We start from the raw sequence: 21,404 nt of genomic DNA, 5'->3' as shown, positions 1-21,404 counted from the left end.
CAGCTCAACGAGCGGCCGAGAAAAACCTTGATGTACCAAACGCCAGCGGAGAAGTTCGCACAGAGCGTTGCGTCGATCGGTTGAACCCACCGTGGAAAGCGGACATACGCCTGCCCCCTAATCGGTTCGCAAACACGCCTCGCTCCACCCGCGCGACAAAGACACCGAAAGATCGCAGCGAGCAATATCGGTAAATATCGACCTCAACATTCTTGCATCTCGTGCGACCGCCGGGTCTTTCGGGTTAGCGCGGTAGCGAGCAGTGTGGCTTTCAAGAAAGTAGGCGTAACGACTGATCTCTTTGTCACACTTGGCGACTATCGCGGTCGCCGCATCGAACGGGACAAGCTTGTGAGGCCGATGCTTCGCCAGACATTGGTCCATCCAATACACCGGCGATGGCGGCTCATACTGAGTGCAACTTGCCAGCAGCAAAAATGAAAAGGGCAAGCAGCGCGTCATTCTCGAAATTTGTCACCATCCTTGTCGGCGTTCAATCGCGAATGACCGACTTTGGGCGAAACACGCCAACCCCGTCCCCCCTCCACCCCTCACCTCCGATGCCCGCTCATCCCCGCCCCCGCATCGGCAGCAAACCGCGCGTTCCAAATCGTCGCGCTCGCCGAGACCGCGGTCACCACCCAGAACGCCAGCGTGAAATCTCCCAGCCGCGGCAGCGTATGCCCGCCCCCCAACATCCCGACATGCAGCGACGCAGCCCCGACGCAGATCCCGAGCGACAGCATCAATTGCTGGAAGGTCGCGTAGAAGCTCGTCGCCGAGCTCATCCGGTCGCTCGGGATCTCGTCATAGGCGATCGTGTTGTACGCCGAGAATTGGAACGACATGAAGAACCCCGAAACCATCAGCACCCCGAAGATCAGCGGCACCGGCCAATCGGGCCGGAACAGCCCGCACACCGCATAGCCCGCGCTCGCGCCGAGCCCGCCGATGATCAGACTGCGCCGAAATCCCCAACGCCGCAGGATGCGCGGCGCGAGCCCCTTCATCGCGAGCGACCCGATCGCCCCCGCGACGGTGATCGCGCCGCTCGCCGCCGCGGTCATGCCGAAGCCCAATTGCAGCATCATCGGCAGCAGGAAGGGCTGCGCGCCCTGCGTGATCCGCGTCAGCGATCCGCCGATCAGCGACAGGCGGAAGGTCGGCACGCGCATCAGCGACAGATCGAGGATCGGATCGGCACGGTGCCGCGCATGGCGGATGTAGAGCGCACCCGCGACACAGCCGATCGCGATCAGGCCGAGCGCAAGCGGCAGTTCGCCCGTCCGACTCGTCATCTCGAACCCGAACAGCAAGCAGCCGAGCGCCACGCCCGACAGCACGAATCCCCACGGATCCGCTCGCACCGGCGTCTCGGCGCGCACCTCGCCGATATAGCGCGTCACCAGGAACACGCCGAGCAGCCCGATCGGCAAATTGAGATAGAAGATCCAGCGCCAGTCGAGATAGGTGACGATCGCACCGCCGACCGGGGGTCCCAGGATCGGCCCGATCAGCGCGGGCATGATCAGCCACGACATCGCCGAGACCATGTCCTCCTTGGCGACGCTGCGCAGCAGGACGAGCCGCCCGATCGGGATCATCATCGCGCCCCCCAGCCCCTGCAGGAAGCGCGCGCCCATGATGAACGGCAGGCTCGGCGCGACCCCGCACAAGGCCGATCCCGCGACGAAGATCAGGATCGCCGCGCGGAACACGGTGCGCGATCCGAAGCGATCCGCCAGCCGCCCGCTCGCCGGGATGAAGATCGCGAGTGCGAGCAGGTACGAGGTCAGCGCCGAGCTCATATTGGTCGCGGGCACCTGGAAATCGCGCGCCATCGTCGGCAGCGCGGTGGCAAGGATCGTCGCGTCCATCTGCTCCATGAACAGCGCGCAGGCGATGATCAGCGCGACCAGCCGGTAATTCTTGGGCGTATGATCGACCGCGTTGTCCTCGCGCGCGACCTGCGCGATGTCGCCTGCGGCGGGCAGGATGCCGTCGCGGATTTCGCTGTTGATCGAGGCGAGGCCCCGGCGGCGCAATCTCATAACAGGTCCGAAGGCTTTGGTTCAGCGCGACGCGGCGGGAGGGCTGAAACCGGATGGATGGGCGCTCCGATGCCAGCGCTTGATCGGCTGGTCGGGTGGTCGGCGGAAGCGGCTATGTGGGCTTCGCTGCGCGTTGCTGCAACGGCGATGTGAGGCAGGGTCCTGTCCGCCCCGCCGCCCCAACGCCCAACGTGCTGGACTCGATCCGCTATCCTTACGCGGCGTCCGAGTCCTCCCGCCGTCACCCTCGCGAAGGCGAGGGTCCCGCTTCTTCTTCTCGCACCGGGCCAGGCAGCGGGATCCCCACCTTCGCGGGGATGACGGCGGGATGGGGAGAGCCGTGGACGGTGCCGATCCCCACCACGCGCTTGCCCTTGGTCCGGCTGGTCAGATGAAACTGCCGACACCGATCGCACCGATAGCTCCGCAACACGAGCCCCGACGCCGCGATCGCCTCTACCGCCGCCGCCTCGTCCGCAAAGCGCCGCTTGCGTTGGCAGACGCTGAGCTTGGTGCGCGTCAGCGCGGCTTCTTCGGCTGCGGCACGCCGCTCACCCAGAAGATTCCGCCGGGCTGGAGCGTGATGACATATTGCCCCTTGTCGTCGCACTCGGCGATCCACACCGCCTTGCCCTCGATCGGCGCGTGCTTCTCCATCCGCACGATCTTCTGGCAGGTGTACCCCCCGTCCCGAATCGCGCGGAACATCGTCGTTTGCTGGAGCGACGGCGAGAGGGCGTCGATCTTGGCTTCCATCGGATCGTGCGTCGCGACGGCCGCGGGCGCGCTGCTGCCCGTCGGGCTGCCATCGCACGCCGCCAAGCTCACCGCGAGCAGTGCCGCGAGATACATGCGCTTCATCGGTTCGCTCCCAAGTCTCAAATCCCGCCGGCCACGACGCTGCGACCGGTCGCCTCCAACGCCTGCGTCAGATCGGCGATGCAGCGATCGGCGAGTGCCGCATCGGTCGCGCGCACGACGAAGTTCGCGCCGGTGCGCCCGTCGCGAAAGAAGGGGTAACTGCCGATCGCAACGCCTTCATGGCTCTTCTCGGCCTGGCGCAGCACGTCGGCGACCTCGCTCTCGGCGACCCAGCAGCCGATCGTGCGCGACAGCACCGGCAGCCCGCCCTCGAGCGTACCGGTCAACGCATCGAGCATCCCCGCAGTGATGTGCGGCACCCCCGCCATGATGAAGATATTGCCGACGCGGATCCCCGGCGCGCCAGACATGCGGTTCTCGATCAAATCGGCCCCCTCGGGCACGCGCGCCATCCGCTTGCGCGTCTCGGTCAGCCCGCCGCGGCTCGCGTAATACGCGTCGAGCACAGCGACGGCCTGCGGATGGAACACAACCGGCACGCCGAGCGCCTCGGCGATCGCATCGACGGTGATGTCGTCATGCGTCGGCCCGATCCCGCCGGTCGTGAACAGATAATCGTTGCGTTCCCGCAAGATATTGACCGCCTCGACGATCGCCTCGGGCTTGTCCGCGACGATCCGCACCTCGGCGAGGCGGATCCCCTGGACGTTGAGCCAAGTCGCGATCTGCGCGACATTCTTGTCCTGCGTTCGGCCCGACAGGATTTCGTCGCCGATCACCGCGAGCGCGGCCGTCCAGATGCGTGTGGTCATGCCAACAGCCATAGCCCCGCCACCGCCCCCTCGCAAAGCGAAAGCGATTTCGCTATATCGTCCGGCATGACCGATTATGTAACCGTAACCGCCGACGCCCCCACCGGCCGCACCGGCGCGATCAAGCTCTATGGCCGCGATGCGTTCGACGGAATGCACGCCGCGGGCAAGCTCGCCGCCGAAACGCTCGACATGATCGTGCCGCACATGGTGCCCGGCACCTCGACCGCCGAGATCGACGACATGGTCCGCCGCTTCATCGTCGAGCGCGGCGGGATTCCCGCGACGCTCGGCTATCGCGGCTATACGCATTCGAGCTGCATCTCGCTCAACCATGTCGTGTGCCACGGCATCCCGAGCGAGAAGACGCTGAAAAGCGGCGACATCGTCAATGTCGACGTAACGCCGATCCTCGACGGCTGGCACGGCGACAGCAGCCGGATGTATCTGATCGGCGACGTGCCGATCAAGGCGAAGCGGCTCGTCGAGGTGACCTATGAATGCCTGATGCTTGGCATCGAGCAGGCGAAACCCGGCAACCATCTCGGCGATATCGGCCACGCGATCCAGCGCCATGCTGAAAAGCACCGCTACGGCATCGTCCGCGATTTCTGCGGGCATGGCCTGGGGCAGCTGTTCCATGACGCGCCCGAGGTCGTCCATGTCGGCAAGCCGGGCACCGGCCCCGAACTCAAGCCCGGCATGATCTTCACGATCGAGCCGATGATCAACACCGGCCGCGCTGACGTGAAGCTGCTCGACGACGGCTGGACCGCCGTCACGCGCGATCGCTCGCTCTCGGCGCAGTTCGAACATTCGATCGGCATTACCGAGACCGGCTGCGAGATCTTCACGCTCAGCCCCGGCGGGTTCGACAAGCCGCCGTATTGAGGGGTGCCGCCCTATTGGGTCGCAATCACGTGGAGCGAGGCCTTGCCCCCCGGCACGGCCTGCACCGCGACCCGACTGTCCAGCGTTGCGAGCTTCCCATGTCGGCTCGCAGCCAAGGCAAGGAGATAGGTGTCGGTCAGCTGCGCCGAGGTGAAAAGCTTCGCGCCGGTGACGTGCCGCTCGTCCAGCAGGGAAATAGCATCCGGCCAGAACACATGGCCGGGTAGCGCACACAGACTCGCCAGCACCGGCACGACCGCTGCAGGCGAGCCCGGCGTATTCGCGTAGCGCGGATGGCCGACGATCCGCAGCACGCCGTTTTCGGTCAGCGGACACGTTGCCCATGCGGCATGCCCGGTCTCCGAAAACCAGCGATGCGCCACGTCGTGGTTGACGTGGCGGCGGTCGATCAGCGCGATCAGGACATTGACGTCCAGCAGATAGGTCATTCGAGCTCGTCGCGGAGCGAATTGACCATCTCCATCGTGATGACCGCGTCGGGATTGTTCACCGGCAGCAAGACAAATCCGTTGCGCATCGTCTGCGACGATCCGTCCGAGCCCTCGGAGCGCAACGACCGCCGCGCTAAATCCGACACGACCTCCCCGATGCTCCGCCGCTGCTGCCGCGCGAGATCGCGCGCAACCAAGAGAACGTCGTCATCGATAGCCAGGGTCGTGCGCATTCCGCTTCATACGCTACAGCGCATCACGCATCAAGCATCGCGCATCTGGTGCTGCAAAAACCGGCAGCCCGGCGTCCCATGTACAGGCTTTGGGCAGCGACGAGCCGTTTGTGAGGACTCCCCCCAGCATTTCCGCCCCTCGCGCGGCTGGCACGGTTGTTGTAAGGTCACCCGGCATAGCGGGAGGCGGAGCAAGCGTGAAAAAGATCGAGGCGATCATCAAGCCGTTCAAGCTCGATGAAGTGAAGGAAGCGCTGCACGAAGTCGGCGTCAGCGGCATCACCGTGACCGAGGCCAAGGGCTTCGGCCGCCAGAAGGGCCATACCGAACTCTATCGCGGCGCCGAATATGTCGTCGACTTCCTCCCCAAGGTGAAGCTCGAGGTCGTCGTCGAGGACGCGATGGCCGACCGCGTGGTCGAGGCGATCGCCGCCGCCGCACAGACCGGGCGCATCGGCGACGGCAAGATTTTCGTCATTCCCGTCGAAACCGCGTTGCGAATCCGCACCGGCGAGCGCAACGAGGACGCGATTTGACGCAACGCAACATTCCGTGACAGCGTAAGCATCCGGGCGACACACGATTCCCGAACCACTCGGGCAGACTATTCGAAAACGAAAGGCGTGGGGACTATGGCTAAGGCAGCGAATACGGCCAGCGACGTACTGAAGATGATCAAGGAGCAGGAGATCGAGTGGATCGACCTGCGCTTCACCGACCCCAAGGGCAAATGGCAGCATCTGACGATGGTCGCCGGCGTCGTCGGCGAAGACGAGCTGACCGACGGCTTCATGTTCGACGGCTCCTCGATCGAGGGCTGGAAGGCGATCAACGAGTCCGACATGATCCTCATGCCCGATCTCGACGCGATCTGGACCGACCCCTTCTCGGCCACCCCGATGCTGATCCTCGTCTGCGACATCGTCGAACCCTCGACCGGCGAGCTCTATGCGCGCGATCCGCGCTCGACCGCCAAGCGCGCCGAGGCGTATCTCAAGACCACCGGCATCGGCGACACGATCTTCATCGGCCCCGAGGCCGAGTTCTTCATGTTCGACAACGTCCAGTTCGAGAACAGCTATTCGACGAGCTATTACAAGATCGACGATATCGAGCTGCCGACCAACACTGGCACCAGTTATGACGGCGGCAATCTCGGCCACCGTCCGCGCGCCAAGGGCGGCTATTTCCCGGTCGCGCCGGTCGACAGCGCGGTCGACATCCGCGGCGAGATGGTCTCGACCATGCTCGAAATGGGCCTCCCCTGCGACAAGCATCACCACGAAGTGGCGGCAGCCCAGCACGAGCTCGGCCTGACCTTCGGCACGATGACCGTCACCGCCGATCGCATGCAGATCTACAAGTACGTCTGCCACAACGTCGCGCAGGCCTATGGCAAGACCGTCACCTTCATGCCCAAGCCGATCAAGGAAGATAACGGCTCGGGGATGCACACGCATCTGTCGATCTGGGACAAGGGCAACCCGCTCTTCGCCGGCAACGGCTATGCGGGTCTCTCGGACATGTGCCTGTATTTCATCGGCGGCATCATCAAGCATGCCAAGGCGGTCAACGCCTTCACCAACCCGACGACCAACAGCTACAAGCGCCTGGTCCCGGGCTATGAAGCCCCGGTGCTGCTCGCTTACTCGGCACGCAACCGCTCGGCGTCGTGCCGCATTCCGTACGGCACCGGCCCCAAGGCGAAGCGCGTCGAAGTGCGCTTCCCCGACGCGATGGCCAACCCGTATCTGTGCTACGCGGCGCTGTTCATGGCGGGCCTCGACGGCATCCAGAACCGCATCCACCCGGGTGAGGCGATGGACAAGAACCTCTACGACCTTCCGCCCGAAGAGCTCGCCGAGGTTCCGACCGTCTGCGGTTCGCTCCGCGAGGCGCTCGATTGCCTGGCCGCCGATCACGACTTCCTGCTGAAGGGCGACGTGTTCTCGAAGGACCAGATCGAGTCGTATATCGAGCTGAAGATGGAAGACGTGAAGCGTTGGGAAATGACGCCGAGCCCCGTCGAGTTCGACATGTACTACAGCTACTGAGGCGCGGCCACGACCGCGCCGGTGGGGACAAGGCGAAGCCGAAGTCCCCACAGGAGCTGTCGGCCGGCCTCGCCATAGCGAGGACCGACGACGTGGCTTTGCCACGGCGGTGATTATGGGAGAGGGCGCTCGGAGGGATCCGGGCGCCCTTTCTATTTCGGGGGACCGGTTAATTGCCACGCATTGGCATCAAGGGCGCGTGGCGCAAAACTCGAACGCGGCGCTTGTTCGGCCGCCATCAGCAGACGTCATGGGACGAAGCTAAATTGAGGCGGGCGCCCCCACGCAGCCAGTGGGCAGCTTGCATTTTGCCGCTATAGCAAGGCACTCTTTTAGGGCCTTGCCGTCCGTAATCAGGGTCAGTTTATGTAAACGAGCCGTGGCGAGTGCACGGAAGCGATCAATTGGCGGTGTCGTCCCGAACAAGCGGGAACCACCGTGCGCCTCGATCAGTGCTGCGGCAGCCTTACTCGCAGCCACGTCAATTGCGAGATACTTCTTAAACGAGATTGCCTGCAGGTCTTGATAGACTGGCGGATCATTCTCTTTGAGTTCACTGCTGACGGGCTTCAGGATAAGCATGTCGCCAGACTCAATCGCGGAAATCACAGCATTTCGGACGCTGTTTTGAGCTGTCGTAAGCGCCGTTCGAAGACCATACGTATCGATAACATACGTTGCCTTGGGCTTGGCTGTTGGCGAAGCCACTACTCAGACTACTTCAAACAGCTCGTCCTGATACTTCCTTTTCAGGCCGCACAGTCGATATATGTCTAAATCATCCAGGAGTCCGCGCTCGCGTGCTTGACTAAGCAACGAGATGAATCGAGTCCCGTATGTAGTTCGCTTAGTCTGCAAAGGATCCGATTGACCGCCACTCTGACCGTCAGTTGTGTCGCCTGGCGGCACAACTCCATTGAACTTGCTTCGCCAATTCGTATAATCAGCAGAAGTTACGTAGCCAATCTCGACTAGACGTCGTACCAAAGCCTCCTGACTGATGCCGAGACGTTTAGCAAAGCGCCGAATGTTGTCGTGCGCGGTGGATGCGGGATACTTAAATCGCTTAATCGCATCGTTTATGAGGCGATCAGGTGCCAGCAGATAGGCCGCGAATTTATTGCAAAATCTTTCGACCTTATTTTTTAAAATCGATGGGTTGGATGTGCCTTCTGCGCGGAGCAGAACGTGGCAAAATTCGTGAGCAAGTGTGAAAAGCTTTCGCGCTTTGCTGCTGCTGGTCGTATTTATAACGATGGTGTGCGGCCCACCGGGCACGTGTGCGTAGATGCCCGCAGCCTCGTCGGTCCCGAAGGATCGATGTAATACCAAGACTCCTAGGTTTTCTATAAAGCCGCGTAAGCTGACATAAATAGTATTGGCATTAGCTGCATCTAATTGATCCTCCAAAGAAAGACCCCAGCGCTTCCGCCACTTCTTCGCTAGCTCAATTGCTTCTTCGTCCGTGTAATGAGTGTTTATAAGTGCAAGGCTAGGGTCGAGCTCACTTCCTAAACTCAATGATGCGAGCGCACCTGAGATACGCTCTACATAAGCGATCGCTTCGAGCGTTCCCTTTTTAAACCGGCTAATATGAGGGGTTGCTGTTCGAAAATCGATTGCCGCTAACAGCGGTGGAATTCGGTCGCCAAAGAAAGCCTCAACTGGAACCGCGAGCTGGGCAGCGATCGCCGCAACATCTTCGTCGCCTAGTTCACCATCGATCTCGACTGCACGGCGTAGATCGGTTGACGCCACTCCCGCCCGCGTAGCGAGGGTAGTCAACGGCAGACCGCGGGCGCTAATTACACCCTGAAGAGCAATCTTGGAGAGCTTCACGTGTATTTCGACTTTGGACCGTTGTTGCTCAAGCTGGGCTCTCTGACGTTCGCTCAGCTTGCGAACGTGCAAACCGTAGGAATTGGACTGTATCTTGCGTTGGCGGCAATTCAAGCCGTTACGGAGGGCGGCGTCGCTGCCCTGCGACGGCGGGCTAATACGCTGGAGGCTGCGATAGCATCCGCCCGAAAGCAGCTTCTTCGAGGCAAGGCGAGCAGCATTCTCACCGACGTAGGCGGACTAGAAATGGGGTTTCAGCGGGTGAACCGCACCGTATTATATGCCGTCTTCGTCCTTTTTACGGTCAGCGTTGCGGCGTTCGGACTTTGCACAATTTGGCAGGATGACAAAGCAACCGCGATTTGCGCGTTAGCAATAATGGGCTTTTACCTCCTGCTGCCCGTCGTGATATTCCTATCAATCGGACTTTATGTGAAACGGCGCTGTGCCGTAATTGATGCAAGGATCACAACGTTACAAACAGAATATCTCACTGCCGCGCTCGGCGACTGACAATCCTTAAACCAACATGCTTGATTCGCCTGCTCTCGTATCGCGAGCGGCAGCCATACGTATTAATGATCCGCCGCAAATAGAAAGCCGCCCTGGCACCCCTTTCGCAAGCGTTCGTGCTTTAAAATTTGTAACACCCGAAGTTGCCACTGTCCTACAAGCGCCGATTATGCCATAGTAAAGGTTGCTCTTTCCAATCGTCGAAACCCGCCAAGCGCCCAAAAAAACGGGATCGCCGCCGGATCACTTCACCAACCACCGATCATCACAAAATCGGAAACGATCGCGAGAGTAAACACCACGTCCAGGGGTCAATCGAGTCAACCACCCCTCGGTTCGTCGCACTAACGCACCCCCACAATCTCCCCCCCCGGGGGGAGAAAATCCCCCCGCCCCGCGTTCCTCCCCCAACCCCCGGGAGACCCGCAAATGCCGCTCAAAGCCATCGCCATCAACTGCACGCTCAAGGCCGAAGCCAGCGAAGCCTCCTCGACCGACGTGATGCTGGGCCTGCTCAAGACCGCCTTCGCCGAGCGCGACGTCGAGCTGACCGAGACGATCCGCATCGCCGCGCACGACGTGAAGCCCGGCGTCAGCTCGGACGAAGGCGATGGCGACGCCTGGCCCGCGATCCGCAGCAAAATCCTCGCCGCCGACATCCTCGTCTTCGGCGGCCCCGTGTGGATGGGCCAGCTCGGCAGCGTCGCCAAGCGTGTGCTCGAGCGGATGGACGCCTTTCTCGGCGAGACCGACGATCAGGGCCGGATGCCGAGCTATTCGAAGGTCGCGGTCGCGGCGATCGTCGGCAATGAGGACGGCGCGCATTTCTCGACCGCGCAGCTGTTCCAGTCGCTCAACGACACCGGCTGGACGATCCCCGCGGTCGGTGCGGTCTATTGGGTCGGCGAGGCCTATGGATCGGTCGACTTCAAGGATCTGAAGGAGACGCCCGAGATGGTCGCCAAGACCGTCAAGATGGTCGCCGGCAATGCGGCGCATCTCGCCGGCCTGCTCAAGGCGACGCCCTATCCGGGCTGAGCCCCCGATTCAGCCGGGGTATGGCAGGTCGCGCCATTCCCCCGGAGCGATGCCGTCGAGCGACCATTCGCCGATCCGCCAGCGTACCAGCCGCAGCGTCGGATGGCCGACCGCCGCGGTCATCCGGCGGACCTGGCGGTTACGGCCCTCGGCGATCGTCAGCTCGATCCAGCAATCGGGCACGCTCTTGCGGAAGCGCACCGGCGGGTCGCGCGGCCACAAGGCGGGCGGGTCGATCCGCCGGGCCTCGGCGGGGCGCGTCATCCCGTCGGTGAGTTGCACGCCGCGGCGCAAATGGTCGAGCGCGGCGGCATCGGGTTCGCCCTCGACCTGGACGAGATAGGTCTTGGGCAGCTTGAAGCGCGGGTCGGCGATCCGCGCCTGCAACCGCCCGTCGTCGGTCAGCAGCAGCAGCCCCTCGCTGTCGCGGTCGAGTCGCCCCGCGGGGTAAACATGCGGGACAGCGACGAAATCGGACAAGGTGCGCCGCACGGCGGAAATATTTGCATCGGTGAATTGCGACAGGACGTCATACGGTTTGTTGAGCGCGATCAAGCGCGTACCGGCCGCGACCGGCTTGCGGTCGGGGCGAGCCACGGATCGCGGCGACGATCGCGCCCGCGCGCCGGTGGCAAATTTTTCAGACTTTCGCTGCACGATTGGCCTTATGAGGATCTACCCCCCGCTTGACCAGTTCCATCGGCTGCACGCCGACGTGCTGACGCTGCTCGATCGGGCAAAGCCGTACTTGAGCGGTCGCGAGGCCGGGGCCTGCGTTGTGCTCACGCCGTTCCGCACCGAACTGACCGCAGCGCTGCACGCGCTCGACGCCTATACCCAGCGCGCGCTGTTCAGCTCGATCCTGAGCGCGGGCGGGCCCGACGTCGCGACGGTGTGGACGCTCAAGGCCGAATATATCAAGCTCGGCTTCGACTATCAGGACTATCAGCGCAAATGGGCCGGCGTCGACATCGACGCGCACTGGGCAGAATATCGCCTCGCCGGGCTGGCGATGATGCGCCACATGCGCGAGCGGGTCGGCGCGCTCAACCAGGCGATCAGCGCGCTGTGCGAGCGACACTTCGATGCCGCGCGCGAACCCGCCACGGTCGACTGATCACACCGTCAGCACGCTCGCCCCGCGCGTCTCGCCCGCCTCGAGCGCGCGATGCGCCGCCGCCGCATCCTCGAGCGCGAAGGTCTGGCCGATCTCGGGCGTGATCGCGCCGCTGCGCAGCATCGCGAACAGCCGCTCGGTGCCCGCAAGCCGTTCCTCGCGGGTCGCATAGTAACTGAACAGCGTCGGCCGCGTGACGAACAGCGAGCCCTTGGCCGCAAGCACGCCGAGTTCCACCCCCGTCACCTTGCCGCCGGCATTGCCATAGCTGACGATCAGCCCGCGCGGCGCGGCGCTCGCCAGCGACGACTCCCAGGTTGCCATCCCGATCCCGTCGAGGATGATCGGGACGCCCTTGCCTTGCGTGATCTCGCGCACGCGCGCGGCGATGTCCTCGTGCTTGTGGAGGATGACATGGTCCGCACCTGCAGCCGTGGCTTGCGCGGCTTTTGCCTCGCTTCCGGCAGTCCCGATCACGGTCGCGCCGATCGCTTTCAGCCAGCCGACGAGCAGATGCCCGACGCCGCCGGCTGCCGCATGGACGAGCACGGTCTGCCCCGCCGCGACCTTGGCGCAGCGCTCGACCAGGAATTCGGTGGTGCAGCCCTTGAGGAGCAGCGCGGCGGCCGTCCGGTCGTCGACATCGTCGGGCAAGCGCAACAGGCTGGCAGCGGTGACGTTACGCGCCGTCGCATACGCACCGAGCGCGGGGCCAAAGGTGCCGACCCGGTCGCCGGGCGCGAAGTCGGTGACGCCCTCGCCCACTGCCTCGACCACGCCCGCCGCTTCGGACCCGAGCCCGCTCGGCAGCGTGGCGGGATAGACGCCGGTACGATAATAGACGTCGATATAGTTAAGGCCGACCGCGGTGTTGCGCATCCGCACTTCGCCGGGGCCCGGATCGGGCAGATCGACATTCACCCACTCGATCACGTCGGGGCCACCAATTTGCTCGAATCTTGCGGCACGTGCCATGCGTCGTCTCCTCGCGGGAACAGCTCAACCGACGATCTGCGTTTCGGGTTGCAACCGATCTCGCAGCGCGCCATCTACCCCTCCTAGCAGAAACCAGAAACGTGGAGAGCGGCGATGAAGAGCTATCTCAAACAGTATATCAACGGTGCCTGGGTCGAGAGCCAGGGCGGCACGCGGCACGACGTGATCGACCCCGCGACCGAACAGCCCTGCACCGAGATCACGCTCGGCACCGCCGCCGACGTCGACGCCGCGGTCGCTGCCGCACGCACCGCGTTCGACAGCTATTCGCAGACGACCGTCGCCGAGCGCGCGGCGCTGCTCGAGCGGATCATCGAGGAGTACAAGAAGCGCATCCCCGACCTCGCCTTCGCGGTGAGCAGCGAGATGGGCGCACCGATCGGCTTTGCGACCGCGGCGCAGGTTCCCGCCGGGCTCGGGCATTTCATCTCGACCTTGAAGGCGCTCAACAGCTTCGAGTTCGAGCAGAAGCTCGGCCGCGCCAAGGTGGTGCACGAGCCGCTCGGCATCGTCGCGATGATCACGCCGTGGAACTGGCCGCTCAACCAGGTGACCGCCAAGGTCGCGCCGGCACTGGCGGCGGGCGACACGATGATCCTCAAGCCCTCGGAGGAATCGCCCGGCTGCGCGGTGATCCTCGCCGAGATCCTCGACGCGGCGGGTGTCCCACCCGGCGTGTTCAACCTCGTCAACGGCGACGGCAAGGGCGTCGGTTCGGCGCTGTCGGCGCATCCCGATGTCGACATGGTGAGCTTCACCGGATCGACCCGCGCGGGCATCGCGATCGCGCAGTCGGCCGCGGCGACGGTCAAGCGCGTGCATCAGGAGCTCGGCGGCAAGGCGGCCAATCTCGTGCTCGAAGGCGCAGATCTCGCCGCGGTGCTGCCGCCGACCGTCCAGGGCGTGCTCGCCAATTCGGGGCAGAGCTGCATCGCCCCGACGCGGCTGCTCGTCCACACCAGCCAGGTCGCCGAGGCAACTGGCATCGTCAAGGCGATGATGGAAGGCACCGCAGTCGGCGACCCCTCGGTGATGGGCGCGCATATCGGGCCCGTCGTCAACAAGGCGCAGTACGAGAAGATCCAGGGGCTGATCCAGTCGGCGATCGACGAGGGCGCGACGCTCGTCACCGGCGGCACGGGTCGGCCCGACGGACGCAATTCGGGATATTTCATCAAGCCGACGCTGTTCACCGACGTGACGCCCGAGATGCGCATCGCGCAGGAGGAAGTGTTCGGCCCCGTCGCGACGATGATCGCCTACGACACCGAGGACGAGGCGGTGAAGATCGCCAACGGCACGCCCTACGGCCTGTCGGCGACGATCTCGGGCGATCCTGCCAAGGCCGCCAAGGTCGCGCCGCGGCTGCGCGCCGGGCTCGTCACGATCAACTCGTGGAGCCCCGACGGCAACGCGCCGTTCGGCGGCTACAAGCAATCGGGCAACGGTCGCGAGAACGGCAAGTTCGGCCTCACCGACTTCATGGAAGTGAAGACGGTGATCGGCGAGCCGGCCTGACGCGCATGACACGCCGCATCGACGTGCTGATGCCGGTGAGCGGCAGTCCGTACGATGCGGCGGCGGCGGCGGCGCTCGCGCCATACCGTGCGGCGTTTGCCGCTGCGGGCATGGCGCTGGCACCGCGGCCGTGGGATTTGGGCCCCGGCGACGGCGATGCGGCGCTCGCGCTGTTCGCCTGGGGCTATCATTTCGACGTGGCGCGCTGGGACGCGGTGCTGGCGGCGTGGCCGGAGGAGCGGCCGCTGTTCAACCCGCCTGCCCTGCTCGCCTGGAACACGCGCAAGACGTATCTGCTCGCGCTCGAGGCGGCGGGGATCGCAATCGTCCCCAGCCGCTTCGGCCGCGCGGACGAGGCGAGCGTCATCGCCGCGTTCGACGCGTTCGGGTGCGACGCGTTGGTGGTGAAACCGCAAATCTCGGCAGGGAGCCACGAGACCATCCGCGTAAAGCGCGGTGATCGCGTCGCCCCGCAAGACGCCGCGATCATCCAACCCTTCCTCCCCGCGATCGCCGAGGAAGGCGAACTGTCGCTCTTCGCGATCGACGGCACCTTCAGCCACGCCGCGCGGAAAGTCGCGAGCGGGGGCGACTTTCGGATCCAGCCGCAATTCGGCGGCCGCTTCAGCCGTTACGCGCCCGATGCCGAAGCGCGCGGCGTGTTCGACGCGGTGCTCGCGGCGCTACCCGCGCGGCCGCTCTACGCGCGCGTCGATCTGCTGCGCAGTGCTAACGGCAAGCTCGCGTTGATGGAGGTCGAGGCGATCGAACCCGATCTCTATCCCGACATCGCGCCCGAAGTGCCGGCCCTGCTCGCAGCCGCGCTTGCCCGCCGGATCGGGGCGCGCGCTCAATAATCCTTCGACACGCGGACGTTCGCGGTCTGCCGGCCAAGCGTCGAGACCGTCGACAGCAGTGACAGCCAGCGAGTCACCTGGAACTCGACTCGCGTTGCGGAATAGCCCGCGCCGTCGGTGACGATCTCGGCATAGAAGCGCCGCGTGATGTACTTGCCCGCGGCGACCGAGGTTTTCTGCCCGGTCGTAGGGTCGGCCGAGACGATCCGCAGCCGGTCGAGCCCGGCAACACGCCGCACCGCGTTGATCGGATCGAGCCCGCCCTTGCCGTTCTGCAATGCCGCCACTGCCGAGGCCAATTGCAGCGCCTCTGGGGCCGACAGATTGGTGATCGAGGTACCGAACAACAGCCGCGAGAGCAATTCGTCCTGCGGCAGCGCAGGCACGCTCGAAAAGGTGATCTCGGGCTTGAGCGCGGGTCCGGTAACGTTGATCGACGCGGTCAGCCCGGTCGTGTTGGCGTTCGCCACGATATCCAGCGCGGGGTTGGCGGGCACTTCGCCCGCGAACAGGATTTTGCCACGATCGAGCGCGAAGGTTCGCCCGGCAAAGTCGTAATTGCCGCGCACCAGATCGGCGCGCCCGGTGATCGCCGGATTGTCGGGCGCGCCACCGATCTGCAGATCGGCCGACCATTCGCTGCGCAAGCCGAGCCCGGTGACGAGCACCTGGTTCGGCGCGCGCGCGCGGATCGCGAGCGTCCACGGCATTCGCGGCGCATCGTCGTCCTGCCCGCCATCGGGCAGATTGATCTCCCGGATGTTGAGCTGCGGCAAGGCGGTCGCCGCGCTTGCCTGGCCGAGCCGATAGCGGCTCTTGTCGAGCCGGAGATTGCCCGAGATCGTACCCCCTGCGCCGTCCGACTGGAAGCGCAGGGGCCCGGTGACGGTCGCGCCGATATCGTCGCGTGCGATCATCACGGCATGGTCGGCCTCGACTTGAAGATCGAGCCCGAGCCCGTTCTTCGCCGCAAAATCGAACACGCCGGTGCCCGTGACATGCCCGCCTTTGCCCGCATCGGCGGCGAAGCGATCGAGCGTGAGGCGCGATCCGCCGAAGCGGCCCGTCGTCTGGACGTCGGTCAGCACCGTGCCCGTCGTCGTGCTTTCGATCTTCGCGCCCTTCGCTTGGACGACGCCCTTGATCTGCGGATTGGCGACCGTCCCGCCGACATCGGCGCCGATCGCCACCGGCCCGGTCAAGTCGAACAGTTCGATCCCCGTAAGCCGCCAGACAGTGTCGGCGGGCCCGTCATAGCGCAACTGCGCGAACAGACCGGCATTCTGCACGCGCTGCGCGAGGTCGTCGCCACCGGGCAGGGTCAGCAGCATCTGCGCGCGGCCGACCGACTTGCCCCCCGTCTCCGCAACCGCGCGTGCCGCGATCCGATCGCGCGACAACAGCCCCGAAATCCCGACATCGACCGGACGCGACGAGACGATCAATCCCGAGCGCGTCAGCCCGCGCACCGTCATGTCGATCTTGCCCGTCGGCGCCGCGCCACCGCCTTGCGTGTACGACAGGCTGCCCGAGGCGTTGCCGCCGAGCCCGAGCCCGGGATAGCCGATATCGAGGATCGACAGCGGCATCCGCGCGACCGTCGCGGCAAGCTCGCTCGAGGCCCGCGTAAAGCGTCCCGAGACCTTGGCATTGCCGCCCGAAAAGGTCAGATCGGTCGACGCGAGCCGCCAGCCGTCGCCGTCGCGCGTCACGACCGCGGGGGTGACGAGCGTCAGCGGGCGACGGTCGAGCGTTCCTTGCGCCGAGACGACATAGCGATCGGGCGCGACTTGCGTGACCGACTGGATATCGAACGCGCGCCCCTGCGACCCGGCGATCGACGCGGTGATCGTCCCCGTCCCGCCGCGCAGCTTCGCTCGCGCGGCGAATCGCCCAATCACTAGCGACCGCCGCCGCAACCCCGCCCCCGTCAGATTGGCGTCGATCGACGTGCCGGCCGGATCGAGCAACGCCACCAGATCGAGATGCCCACGCCGCAGCACGAAGGCATTGGCGAGTTTCGCCGCGGTCGCATCGAGATGCGCCTCGATCTGCTGGTTGCCGCCGACCGGACGGAACAGCATAGCGCCCGCGAGCCCCCCACCGGCGACGTCGAGCTTGCCGTCGAACCCGCCGGGGACGATTCGCAGCGGTCCGCTGGCGTGCGTCCCGCTCACCGCGAGATCGGCGATCGCGATCGTCCCGTCGCCGCCCTTTGGCAGCAGGATCGCGCCGTTGCCGCTGAACGGCCCCAGCCGCGAATCGCCGCGCGCGGTAAACGCGAATCCCGCATCGGTCGGGTCGAGATGCGCGACGACGTTCGCCAGCCCCATCGTTTCATTGGGCCGCGCGAACATCAGGTCGAGCGTCGGATGGTCGATCTTGCCATCGAGCTTGAGCGTCAGCGGGCCATAGGTCGTCTGCTGCCCCGCGCCCTCGAAATGGAAGGTGCCATCGCGCCGCCGCACGCCGTTGCCGGTGATGCGGAGCTGCGGCGCGGTCAGCACGAGGCCGTTGAGGTGGAGCAGCCCGTCGGGCGTGCGCTCGAGCCCGGTGACGATCCGCGGCAACCCGCCGCCGAGCGAGCGAAAAAAGGCGTTTTCGAGCGTGATCATCTGCGCGACACCCTGCCCGACGACGCGCGTCCCGCGCCCGCCGGGCCCCGGGACCACCTTGAGCGTCGTCTGCACGTCGACCACGCCGAGGCCCGGGATGCGATAGCGCCCGAGCCCGCCGTTGAGGCCGATGTCATAGCGACCGTCGCGCAGATCGAGCAGCAGGTTGATCCGCCCGTTGAGCTGGTCCGAGGTCAGCTTGAGATCGTCTCCGAGCACGAGCTGCGGCGTCACGCGCAGCACGCCGTCGATCGTCAGGTTGCGCAGGATCCCGCCGGCGACATCGCCGACGCCCGTGACGCGCGCCGCGGTCGCGCGGATCGGCACGAGCACGGGTTGTTTCGAGAAATGCCCACGCCCCGCCGCGCGGAAATCCTCGAACCCCGTATCGTCGAACGCGAAACGCTGCGCGGTGAGGCGATAGTCGAAGGCCGCCGTCGCGAAGCGGCCGTCGAGGATCGCACGCAGTTCGATCGCGCGGCCAGTCATGTTGGGGAAAAGCGCGTTCGGGCGCGTCAGCACGGCGTGGATGCGCAGGTTGCGGAACGCGCTTGCGGCCAAGTCGAGCGTGCCGTCGCCCGACACATCGAGCGAGTCCGAGCGCAGCGACAGAGTCCCCTTGAGCTGACGTTCGGCGAGCGTCGCGGCACCGTGGACGAGCACGCGCGGCACCGTCAGTCGCTGGAGCTTGCCGTGCGCCAGCGGCGCCGGGACGAGCACACCCGACACGGCGTAGCTGCCCGCGCGATTGGTCAGCGCGAGATCGGCGAGCCGCGTCATGCCGACGTCCGCCACCATGCTGCCGCGCCACGCCGCCCAGCTTCCCTTGCCGGCGAGGTCGAGCGCGATCGGCTTGCCGAACCCCGAAAGCTTGGCGAGCACCCCGCGCGCCGTCCCGCGCACGCGCGCCATCGCTTCGAGCCGATTGCGATCGGGCTCGGCGTCGAGATGGAGCCGGATGTCGTCGCTCCCCGCGACCACCGCCGCGAGATCGATCAGGGCGCGGCCGCGGTGGACATCGGCGCGCGCGCGCAGTCGTGCGGTCCGCTCGACGCCTGCCAGCGCGGGTGCGACGACCAGCCGGTCGACCGCAAGGCGGCCGACATGGATATCAAAGCTTGGCAGGATCGGCCCGGTGTTGAGGGTTGGCCGCGTCTGCGGCAGCCGTGCGAGCGACGCCGAGGCGATCCGCAGGCTGGTGATGTCGAGCCGGTTGTCGAGCCAGTGGAGCGGCGACCAATCGAGCTCGGCGCGTGGCGCTGCAAAGAACACCCCGCGCACATCGCGCACCCGCACGTCGATCAGCGTCGCGCGGCCATAGATCGATCCCTCGATCCGCCCGATGCTGTAGCGCAACCCATTCGCCGGCCGCAGCGCACCGATCCGGTCGGTGACGAAGCGATGCCCCATGCCGGTGTCGATCAGCCCGAGAACAACGACGACGAGCACGACCAGCGCGGCGAGAAGCGCGAACACGACTCGCCCCAGCGCGCCGTGCGGCTTGACCGTCGCGATCGGTGCCGCGTCGGCAGCGTGTTCGACGGGCGGCGCGGCTTCGCTCAAAACGCCTGCCCCAGCGAGACATAGACCGCGACGCGCGGATCGCCCGGCGCGGGATTGACGGGCGTGCCGACATCGATGCGGATCGGCCCGAAGTTGGAATAATAGCGCACGCCGAGCCCCGCGCCGTAGCGCAGCGCGCCGAGGCTCGGCAGCAGGCCGGTCGAGATATTGCCGCCATCGAAGAACGGCACGACCCCGAAATTGCCGAATGTCTTGACGCGCGCCTCGATCGAGAATTCGGCGAGGCTGCGTCCGCCGACGGGGTCGTTGTTGGGATCGCGCGGGCCGATGTCCTGATAGCCGTAGCCGCGCACCGACGCACCGCCGCCCGCATAGAAGCGCCGCGACGGCGCGATCGCATCGCGCGGCGCACCCGCGATGGTGCCGAGCCGGATTCGCCCGGCAAGCACGGTGCCCTTGGCGACGCTCTTGTAGGCGCTCGCATCGACTTGCATCCGCGCATAGCCAAAGGCTTTGCCCTCGAGCGAGATCTCGGGCGACAGGCGTCCGCTGAGGCGGAAGCCGCGCGTCGGATCGAGCAAGTCGTTCGACCCGTCATAGCTCAGCACGCTCGGCAGCGCGCCGATGAAATAGGTTCGCCGCCGCGGCGCGCCGGTGTCGAGGATCACGTCGCGCTCGTCCGAGGCGACGAGTTCGGCGCCGAGCGACCAAGTCCATTTCTTCTGGAAGAAGATGTTGGTCTGGCGCTCGAGGCTCCCCGACAGCGACACCGTGCGTGCTTGATAGGCGTTGCGCTTGACGTTCGAAGCGACGGTCTGGAAGGTCAGGATCCGGTCGCGCCCGTTAAAGTTATTGCGGCGGAACGTGGCGCTGGCCGATTGCTCCTGCGTGCCGAGCACCCCCGCCAGCGTCAGCGCGCCCTCGGGCGGGAAGAGGTTGCGGTTGGTCCAGCTGAGTGCCGCGCGCGCGCCCTCGCCGGTGCCATAACCGAGCTCGCCGGCGATGGTGTGCTTTGGCGCGGGCTCGAGCCCGACCGCGATGTCGACCGTGCCGGGTTCCTTGCCCTCTACGGGTGTGATCTTGACGCTCGACACCAGGCTGGTCTGGACAAGCGCACGGCGCAGATCGGCGAGCGCCGAGGCGTCGAACGGCTGGCCGGGCACGAAGCGCGCAATGTCCTGGACGTGGTCGGCATCGAAGATCGCGCTGCCCGAGGTCATCGTGATCGCCCCGAAACGGCGCGCGCCGCCGGGGACGACGGTCAAGTCGAGCGTCGCGGTGTGCGCGGCCCGATCGACCACGATCTGCGGATCGCCGACGATCGCGAATGGGAAGCCGCGATCGCCGATCGTGGTGCGCAGACTCGTCTCGGCCGCCAGCACCGCATCGACATTGACCGCGTCGCCCGGGTCGAGCCCGAACGCCTCGCGCAGCGCTGGTGCCTTTTCGCCTGCCGCATCGACCCCGGCGACCGTCACCCCGCCGAAGGTATACAGCGTGCCGGGTTCGGCATCGAGCACCACGAGCGGCCGCGCCGCAGGCTCGACGCGTGTCCCGACTCGCGCGTCGTAATAGCCTTCGCCGCGCAGCAGCGTCGTCAGCAAGGTCGCATCCTCGCGCGCGCGGCGGTCGAGCTGCGCGGCGTTGGCGGGTTGCCCGTCATTGGCCTTCAACGTCGAGAGTTGCACGAAGCGATCGCGCAGCAGCGTGCTCGCCACGCTGTCGATCCCGTCGATGCGGTAGCTGTAGCGCGTCTCGCCGGTCATCGCGGTCGGGGTGTCGGCGACAACGGGTTCCTGCGGCGCTTTCGACAGATCGGGCCAGTCGACCCCGAGCCCCGGCAACGGTGCCATTGGCGATTGCGGATCGAGCGGGAGCGTCGGCTGCGGCCCCCGATCGGCGGGAGACGCGATCGGGCTCGCCGACGGCCGCGTCTGCGCCGCCGCCGCGCCGCAACCGACACACCAAAGAATTCCAGCGGCCGCCCGATACGCGCGCCGCCGCCCGACCGATAACGACATACGCCGTCCTAGCCCGGCTGCCGGGCGAACGACAGGGGTTTAGCGCGCGCC

General features: G+C 65.7%; 19 protein-coding genes. 8 read left to right on the top strand and 11 right to left on the bottom strand.

Annotated features, from left to right (window positions below; all coding sequences use genetic code 11):
- Nucleotides 1-551: 551 nt before the first annotated feature.
- From ABIB28_RS17265 to ABIB28_RS17255, 3 genes are all read right to left on the bottom strand, one after another.
- Nucleotides 552-2,051, bottom strand: coding sequence for an MFS transporter (locus ABIB28_RS17265; protein ID WP_354289295.1), 1,500 nt, complete (start codon nt 2,049-2,051; stop codon nt 552-554).
- Nucleotides 2,052-2,570: 519 nt separating this feature from the next.
- On the bottom strand, nt 2,571-2,912 hold the full coding sequence (locus tag ABIB28_RS17260; RefSeq protein WP_354289294.1) for a hypothetical protein: 342 nt from the start codon (nt 2,910-2,912) through the stop codon (nt 2,571-2,573).
- A gap of 17 nt (nt 2,913-2,929) precedes the next feature.
- Nucleotides 2,930-3,685 carry a competence/damage-inducible protein A gene (locus tag ABIB28_RS17255; RefSeq protein ID WP_354289293.1) on the bottom strand — a complete coding sequence of 252 codons (756 nt, stop codon included), beginning with the start codon at nt 3,683-3,685 and terminating at the stop codon, nt 2,930-2,932.
- Nucleotides 3,686-3,751: 66 nt separating this feature from the next.
- Between ABIB28_RS17255 and map the strand changes: the two genes are divergently transcribed.
- Nucleotides 3,752-4,576: a type I methionyl aminopeptidase gene (gene map / locus ABIB28_RS17250; RefSeq protein WP_354289292.1), complete on the top strand. Its 825-nt coding sequence runs from the start codon at nt 3,752-3,754 to the stop codon at nt 4,574-4,576.
- A gap of 11 nt (nt 4,577-4,587) precedes the next feature.
- Here the strand turns inward: map and ABIB28_RS17245 are convergent, their stop codons facing one another.
- On the bottom strand, nt 4,588-5,025 hold the full coding sequence (locus ABIB28_RS17245; RefSeq protein ID WP_354289291.1) for a TA system VapC family ribonuclease toxin: 438 nt from the start codon (nt 5,023-5,025) through the stop codon (nt 4,588-4,590).
- The gene (locus ABIB28_RS17240; protein WP_133187037.1) at nt 5,022-5,261 is read right to left on the bottom strand and encodes a CopG family transcriptional regulator; all 240 of its coding nucleotides are present in this window, start codon (nt 5,259-5,261) and stop codon (nt 5,022-5,024) included. Before ABIB28_RS17240 ends, ABIB28_RS17245 begins: the two co-directional genes overlap by 4 nt.
- A gap of 197 nt (nt 5,262-5,458) precedes the next feature.
- Between ABIB28_RS17240 and ABIB28_RS17235 the strand changes: the two genes are divergently transcribed.
- Both ABIB28_RS17235 and glnA read left to right on the top strand, forming a co-directional pair.
- Entirely contained in the window at nt 5,459-5,797 is a 339-nt protein-coding gene (locus ABIB28_RS17235; protein WP_010183375.1) for a P-II family nitrogen regulator, read from the top strand.
- Between the two features lie 96 nt (nt 5,798-5,893).
- Nucleotides 5,894-7,315 (top strand): type I glutamate--ammonia ligase, encoded by a 1,422-nt coding sequence (gene glnA / locus ABIB28_RS17230; protein ID WP_133187035.1) that lies wholly within the window; start codon nt 5,894-5,896, stop codon nt 7,313-7,315.
- A gap of 261 nt (nt 7,316-7,576) precedes the next feature.
- Here the strand turns inward: glnA and ABIB28_RS17225 are convergent, their stop codons facing one another.
- Nucleotides 7,577-8,023 carry a hypothetical protein gene (locus ABIB28_RS17225; protein ID WP_354289289.1) on the bottom strand — a complete coding sequence of 149 codons (447 nt, stop codon included), beginning with the start codon at nt 8,021-8,023 and terminating at the stop codon, nt 7,577-7,579.
- Between the two features lie 3 nt (nt 8,024-8,026).
- Nucleotides 8,027-9,154, bottom strand: a complete 1,128-nt coding sequence (locus ABIB28_RS17220) for an ImmA/IrrE family metallo-endopeptidase (protein ID WP_354289287.1) — start codon at nt 9,152-9,154, stop codon at nt 8,027-8,029.
- On the opposite strand from ABIB28_RS17220, the gene ABIB28_RS17215 reads away from it, so the two are divergent.
- Nucleotides 9,155-9,667, top strand: coding sequence for a hypothetical protein (locus ABIB28_RS17215; RefSeq protein WP_354289286.1), 513 nt, complete (start codon nt 9,155-9,157; stop codon nt 9,665-9,667).
- A gap of 429 nt (nt 9,668-10,096) precedes the next feature.
- Complete coding sequence (locus ABIB28_RS17210) at nt 10,097-10,705, top strand: flavodoxin family protein (protein WP_354289285.1); 609 nt, start codon at nt 10,097-10,099, stop codon at nt 10,703-10,705.
- Nucleotides 10,706-10,714: 9 nt separating this feature from the next.
- Here ABIB28_RS17210 and ABIB28_RS17205 read toward each other — a convergent pair whose 3' ends face one another.
- Complete coding sequence (locus ABIB28_RS17205; RefSeq protein WP_354289284.1) at nt 10,715-11,302, bottom strand: pseudouridine synthase; 588 nt, start codon at nt 11,300-11,302, stop codon at nt 10,715-10,717.
- 70 nt (nt 11,303-11,372) lie between these two features.
- Between ABIB28_RS17205 and ABIB28_RS17200 the strand changes: the two genes are divergently transcribed.
- Nucleotides 11,373-11,822, top strand: coding sequence for a hypothetical protein (locus tag ABIB28_RS17200; RefSeq protein WP_354289283.1), 450 nt, complete (start codon nt 11,373-11,375; stop codon nt 11,820-11,822).
- On the opposite strand, the gene ABIB28_RS17195 is transcribed toward ABIB28_RS17200, so the two are convergent.
- Nucleotides 11,823-12,797 (bottom strand): quinone oxidoreductase family protein, encoded by a 975-nt coding sequence (locus ABIB28_RS17195; protein ID WP_354289282.1) that lies wholly within the window; start codon nt 12,795-12,797, stop codon nt 11,823-11,825.
- Nucleotides 12,798-12,911: 114 nt separating this feature from the next.
- On the opposite strand from ABIB28_RS17195, the gene ABIB28_RS17190 reads away from it, so the two are divergent.
- Together ABIB28_RS17190 and ABIB28_RS17185 are read left to right on the top strand one after the other, a co-directional pair.
- The gene (locus tag ABIB28_RS17190) at nt 12,912-14,336 is read left to right on the top strand and encodes an aldehyde dehydrogenase family protein (protein ID WP_354289281.1); all 1,425 of its coding nucleotides are present in this window, start codon (nt 12,912-12,914) and stop codon (nt 14,334-14,336) included.
- A 5-nt stretch (nt 14,337-14,341) separates the two neighbouring features.
- A complete protein-coding gene (locus ABIB28_RS17185; RefSeq protein ID WP_354289280.1) occupies nt 14,342-15,193 on the top strand; it encodes an ATP-grasp domain-containing protein in 852 nt (283 codons plus the stop codon).
- Here ABIB28_RS17185 and ABIB28_RS17180 read toward each other — a convergent pair.
- Nucleotides 15,187-19,371 (bottom strand): translocation/assembly module TamB domain-containing protein, encoded by a 4,185-nt coding sequence (locus ABIB28_RS17180; protein WP_502958257.1) that lies wholly within the window; start codon nt 19,369-19,371, stop codon nt 15,187-15,189. The two genes, ABIB28_RS17185 and ABIB28_RS17180, sit on opposite strands and share 7 nt — an antisense overlap.
- Nucleotides 19,368-21,353 (bottom strand): autotransporter assembly complex protein TamA, encoded by a 1,986-nt coding sequence (locus ABIB28_RS17175; protein ID WP_354289279.1) that lies wholly within the window; start codon nt 21,351-21,353, stop codon nt 19,368-19,370. The genes ABIB28_RS17180 and ABIB28_RS17175 overlap by 4 nt, the downstream gene beginning before the upstream one ends.
- Between the last annotated feature and the right edge of the window lie 51 nt (nt 21,354-21,404).

Source organism: Sphingomonas sp. UYEF23, assembly GCF_040546165.1.
In the GTDB taxonomy this organism is placed as follows: Bacteria; Pseudomonadota; Alphaproteobacteria; order Sphingomonadales; family Sphingomonadaceae; genus Sphingomonas; species Sphingomonas glacialis.
Note: the sequence above shows the minus strand (reverse complement) of the source record. Positions and strands in the feature narration are given on the sequence as shown.